Genomic DNA, 5,748 nt, shown 5'->3' on the forward strand with positions numbered 1-5,748 from the left:
TCTCTTTAGCAACAAGAAATGGTTTATTTGCAGATTCTGCACGCAGTCTTAATATTTTTGCTTTAAGGGCAAGTGACGATCCTTTATTACTTTCGTATGAACTTACAGATTTTTGATTATCTATTTTAAGAAGAATATCACCTTTTTTTACCTTTGCCCCTTCATGAGTCAGTATCTCTTGTACTATTCCACCTTCTAGATTTTGAACAACTTTATTGTCTCCGCGAGGTATTACTTCACCACTTCCACGCACAATTTCATCGATATTGGCAAATGCCATCCAAGCAATAAGAACGCTCAAACTAATAACCCAAAATATTATACTAATGCGTATCTTCTTCGGGCTACTTTGTAACATTGCAGAAGCAAGAGAGTTCATAAATTCATAATCATTTGGAGTAAGCTTTGAAGATTTATTTTTCAACTTTAGCTCCTCCTAATTTCTCAATGACCTCATTCGTCGCTCCATCAAGTTCAATGCGACCATTATGAATAACTATCACACGATCAGCCAAACTTAAAAGGTTCATCTTTTGTGTCACAAGAATCATCGTCTCATCACTAATGTACTTTTGAAGTTTATCTATAAAGCGTTGTTCACTTAAAGTATCCATAGAGTTTGTAGGTTCATCAAGTAAAAGTATCTTACTTTCATTTAAGAATGCTCTGGCTATGCCAACACTTTGGCGTTGTCCTCCTGAAAGTCCCATACCACGATCATTAACGGACATTTCATAACCATTAGGATGTTGTAACACAAACTCTTCTACACCAGCGAGTCGCGCAGCTTTTATCATTGCTTCATCTGTTGCGTGAGGAAATTTTGCTTTTATATTACTCTTAATAGTTCCCTTAAAAAGATGAATATCTTGTGGTACATAAGAGATGTGAGAACGTAAATCTGCCGGATCTATTTGGGAAATATCAATATCATCAATAAGAATAGAACCTTTTATTGGGCTATACAAAGAGAGTATAAGCTTTTCGATGGTACTTTTCCCACTTCCTATTCTTCCTATAATTGCTACTTTTTCACCACTATTTATAGTAAAATTCACCTCATTTAAGGCCATGACACCATCTTGCTCATAAGCAAAACTCACATTACGAAATTCTATTTTTCCATCATACCTTAAACGCTGAATAAACTCTTTTGCTATAGGTCTTTCCCGTGGTTGAGAGATAATATTTTCAATAACTTCATAAGAGGCTTTGGCATCTGAGTAGTTTGTAATCAATGCAGCAGCTTGACCTACAGGAGCAATTGTTCTTGAAGTTAAAATTACAACAGCGATTAAAGCACCCATTGTGAGTTCAAAATCATTTATAAGATATACTCCATAAAAGACTATAAGCACAGTATTTAGTTGTATAAGAAAACTTGTAATGGTGGGAACAGAGGCACTCATTAAACGTGATTTAAGACTCTTATGTGCCATTTCACCTGTAGCTTCTTCGTAGTCATGCTGAATGGTAGAACTAAGATTATGTGTCTTGATAGTCTCAATATTTTGCAGTGCTTCGATAATTACATTACTCTTTTTAGCACTCACCTCATGCGTATCTTCAATACTTTTTGCCAAAGGTTTTTGAATAATAAAAGCATAAAGTAAAATAAGTGCTATTGTAATGATGGGAATAATTACAATTGAGCCTCCAATATAATAAATAACAAACAAAAATAAAATTGTAAAAGGTAAATCAACAAGTGCTGTTGTAGTAGAATTTGTCAAAAAAGATCGGATAGAATCAAAATCTTTAAGATTTGAGGCAAAAGAGCCAACTGATTTTGGATGTGATGCCATTTTTAAATCAAGTACACGCTCAAATATCATAGAGCTCATAATAATATCACTCTTTTTAGCAGCAATCTCAAGCAAATAAGTACGACTATATTTTAAGGATATATCTATTAAATAAGCTAAAACGACACCTGTTGTAAAAACAAAAAGGGTCTCTTTGGCGTTATTTGGGATGACTCGATCATAGACATTCATGGTAAAAAGTGGTGTCGCCAAAACAAATAGATTAACTAAAACAGATGCCAGTAGGACATCTTTATAAATGGGTGCAGAGAGTTTGAGTGTATCAAAAAACCAATGTTTATTGTGAGTGTCAACTTTATGAATATCTTTTTTATACTGATACTCTTTTTTAATTAAAAAGAGATAACCAAGGTAAATTTCTTGAAGCTTATCAACATCCATCCACTCTTCTAATGGTTCTTCTTCAGCAAAAATTATTTTTGCTTTTTTTCTATCATCTGAAAATGACTCCAAAATACATGAATTATTTTCAGATAATAACAAAATACATGGAAGATGTAGATCTATAATTTCATTTAGTGATTTTTTTGATAATGTTGATTTAAGTCCGGCTCTAGAAGCTGCACGAGAGAAAAGCGATTTTGAACTCTTTGAAGAAAAAAGTTTAAAATCATCATCTACTTGAGATTTCGGAAGTCCGGCACTTAAAGACTCTACACTATAAGGCTTAGCATATAACTTTGTGTAGAGTGAAAGTGAGTAAAGAAGAGACATCTTTAACCTTTTCTCCGCCCAACTCTATGTTCTATTTTCTTTTGTTTTATTTGCTCTTCTGGAAGCGTAAGTTCCACTTCTGTACGTCTATTCATATGGCGATTAAAAGGATTAATATTTTCAAATAATGGTTCACTTTCTCCCTTGCCTTCAAAACTTAAACGGCTTGGATCAATCCCTGCATCTTCCATAATTTTTACAACAAATTTCGCGCGTCGCAGAGAGAGTTTTAGATTATATTTTGCTGAACCAGCACTATCAGTATTCCCGACTATATGTGCATGATAAGAAGGGTATTTTTTCATAAATTTCACAAGTTTCTCAATAGCATCAAGCGATTTTTTATCTGAAATAGTCGCCTTATCAAAATCAAATTTCAAATCAAGATTCATTAACTGAGGGCATCCATTTTTATCTACACTTGAGCCAAGAGGTGTATTTGGACAATAATCTTTTGAATCATGTACCCCATCTTTGTCTGTATCAGGGTCTATAAATGATTTTGCATATATCGCTACCTCTACACGATTATTTTTTTCTCGTCCATCACTAAATTCTTCTGTTTTGAGAGCATCTTTTCCTGCACGATTTTCTCTATAAAGAATCTTTTTTGAAATATTATGATCGACTAAAGTATCATAAATATTTTTCATATAATCTATAGACTCCTCACGCGCCTTCTTAGGATTCATATTGTTCCTCTGAGCTACACTTTGAAAAAAGTTTGCGTATGCACTCTCTAAATTTACCTTCGTTGCATTATTTTCAGTTTTTTGTGTGTATCCGATTATAGTGACAGCGACTCCTTGATTCTTACTATTTCTATACTCTTTGATTTTCTCAATAATATCATTCAAAGTCTTATTTGAGTCATTATCTAAGGTATCACCTTTAAAATATAAAGGAGAAAAACGTTCTATTTTGTCAAAATTTCTATCTAAAAATATATTTGCACTCTGTTTTTTTCTTTGTTCAAGCGGAGAATATCTATAATTGTATATTCCATTTGTTTGTGAATTATTTTGATCAAACTTAATAGTGTTGTCTTTCTTTTCTATCTCGTGATAGTTACGCAAATCAACTTTCATTTGAAGGTCAGGCGGAATAATAGTTTCACCCGCAGCAATACCCAGTGAACACGCACAAAGTAGTAAATATAACTTTTTCATTATTGATCTCCCGATTTATCAGCAACATAGTTAAGTCTAATTTCTATTCTTCTATTTTTTCTTCTTCCCTTTGGAGTGGCATTATCTGCAATAGGTTCCATCTCTCCTTTTCCGACAACACTCATACGAGCTTCATCTACACCATAAGACTCTAATGCTTTTTCTACTTCCTTAGCTCTCTCTTCAGACAACTTAAGATTCTCTTTTTGTGTCCCGACATTATCAGTATGACCCACTATAATAATATTATATAATGGGTTCTCTTTTAAAAATCTGGCAAATTGTTTGATTTTTAGATTTGATGTTTTTGCTATCTTGTTAGATAATGGTTCAAATTCAATATTTAAGTTTTTAGATAGAGGACAGCCATCATCATTGACTGCAAATCCAAGTGGAGTCGATGGACATAGATCCTTATCATCGCTAACACCATCTCCGTCTTTATCTTCTACAAATTTTTGACAACCATACGGCATTACAGTTGCATTGAGTTCTGAATTTACGCATATATCTTGAGAATCAGGAATCTTATCATTATCTACATCCAAATTGACAGGAAGCTTGTCTTTTATGTCCTTATATCCATTTTCTAAACCAACTGTTTTATAATAATCTGTATCTTCGCCAAGTAATGCAACAACTAAAACACCCATAGCATCTAATATTCTATATTTTGCATATAGCTGATCATATTGAGCATTAATAATTTGCGCTTGCGCACCAAAATAATCATTTTGTGCCGCTAAAAGATCTAAAAGTGAACGCTGTCCTAATTCATACTCTTTTTTATACAAATTCAATGTTGAAAAAGAAAAACTCTGAAACTTATAAAGCTCATTAAGTTGCATACCGATTATTTCATATGATGACCATGAAACACCAAGACTATGAATAAGTTTACGTTTGAGTTCTCTTTGTTTATCGACCTCTTCACTTACTAAAGATATATTTTTTTGTTTTCTTGCACTATCTTTACCACCATTATAAAGATTATATGTCACATTTAACATAACTTCAAATCTATCATCTTGCTGTACTGATGTTTGCCAATTATCAGAATAATATTGTGCGGCTTCTAAATCAACTGAAGGATAGTAGTTTTGGCGAGACTGTTTATACTTTTTTTGTGCAGCTTTTATATTGAAACGGCTTACAAGAAGAGAAGGATTATGCTCAAAAGCAAATTGCATTGCGCGGATACGACTTGAAGGCAATTTTGCAGTAAAGGCAGGTTTTTCTAAAGCCTCTACTGAAACTGCCCTTCCTAAAAATTCATGTAAAGCAAAACGCGCATCTACCAAATTGTTTCTTCTTACTGTTAAATTTGAACGCGACAAAGACAATGAAGACTGAATCTTATCAAGTTCTGATTTTGCTGCTGCACCTGAAACATAAAGCTCATACACCTTTGAATAAATCAACTCATTTTCAGCTACATTCTCTTTAACAACTTTATAAAGTTCGTAGGCACGAAGAAGATCAAGATATGCCTTTGTTGTTTGCAAAGTTACATCATCTGCTTTTTCAACATAATTATAAGCAGCAGCAACAACTCGAGCTTTCTCATAAGCGACAGAATAGAGTGTTTTAAAGCCATTAAACAGATTTTGTTTTACAATTACAGCACTATTGTATGCTCTATGATCGTTATAATCAGGCTGGTTTGCCAAATGACCTTTTGTTTTCCATCCAGCACCTCCGACAATGTCCACTGTAGGCATATAATCAGAATCAGCAATACTCATGTCTTCACGAGTAGCCCTATAATTTTTCAACTGCTGCTGAATAACTGGGTGCGTAGCAAGCACTTCGCTGACTGTCTTTTGCAATGTTAACGCAGATACACTACTGGAGATTACAAACATAAATGGTATAAAAAGTAATTTCTTCAAATTGTGTCCTAATAAATATATAAACTAATAAAAGTTATTTTATGTAATTTTTTATTATAGCTATTTTTTTATTAAAAAATTCTATTTTATCATTACAATAATAAATTAAATCTATATAAAGAAAGGGTAAAATGATGTAATATATAT

At 32.9% G+C, this 5,748-nt stretch carries 4 protein-coding genes; all 4 read right to left on the minus strand.

The window, feature by feature from the left end; genetic code table 11:
• The coding region (locus MVY38_RS01295) for a biotin/lipoyl-binding protein (RefSeq protein WP_297482609.1) at nt 1-424 on the minus strand (424 nt) is incomplete at its 3' end.
• Nucleotides 414-2,540 carry a type I secretion system permease/ATPase gene (locus tag MVY38_RS01300; RefSeq protein ID WP_297482611.1) on the minus strand — a complete coding sequence of 709 codons (2,127 nt, stop codon included), beginning with the start codon at nt 2,538-2,540 and terminating at the stop codon, nt 414-416. The genes MVY38_RS01300 and MVY38_RS01295, both read right to left, overlap by 11 nt.
• Nucleotides 2,541-2,542: 2 nt before the next feature.
• Nucleotides 2,543-3,709: an OmpA family protein gene (locus MVY38_RS01305; RefSeq protein ID WP_297482613.1), complete on the minus strand. Its 1,167-nt coding sequence runs from the start codon at nt 3,707-3,709 to the stop codon at nt 2,543-2,545.
• The gene (locus tag MVY38_RS01310; RefSeq protein ID WP_297482616.1) at nt 3,709-5,601 is read right to left on the minus strand and encodes a TolC family outer membrane protein; all 1,893 of its coding nucleotides are present in this window, start codon (nt 5,599-5,601) and stop codon (nt 3,709-3,711) included. Before MVY38_RS01310 ends, MVY38_RS01305 begins: the two co-directional genes overlap by 1 nt.
• Between the last annotated feature and the right edge of the window lie 147 nt (nt 5,602-5,748).

Origin of the sequence: Sulfurimonas sp. (assembly GCF_027056685.1) — a bacterium.
Classification (GTDB): Bacteria; Campylobacterota; Campylobacteria; order Campylobacterales; family Sulfurimonadaceae; genus Sulfurimonas.

Excerpts from the sequence above, each read along its gene's own strand:
- MVY38_RS01305 (WP_297482613.1), bottom strand. The coding sequence starts at position 3,709 with ATGAAAAAGTTATATTTACTACTTTGTGCGTGTTCACTGGGTATTGCT.
- MVY38_RS01300 (WP_297482611.1), bottom strand. The coding sequence starts at position 2,540 with ATGTCTCTTCTTTACTCACTTTCACTCTACACAAAGTTATATGCTAAG.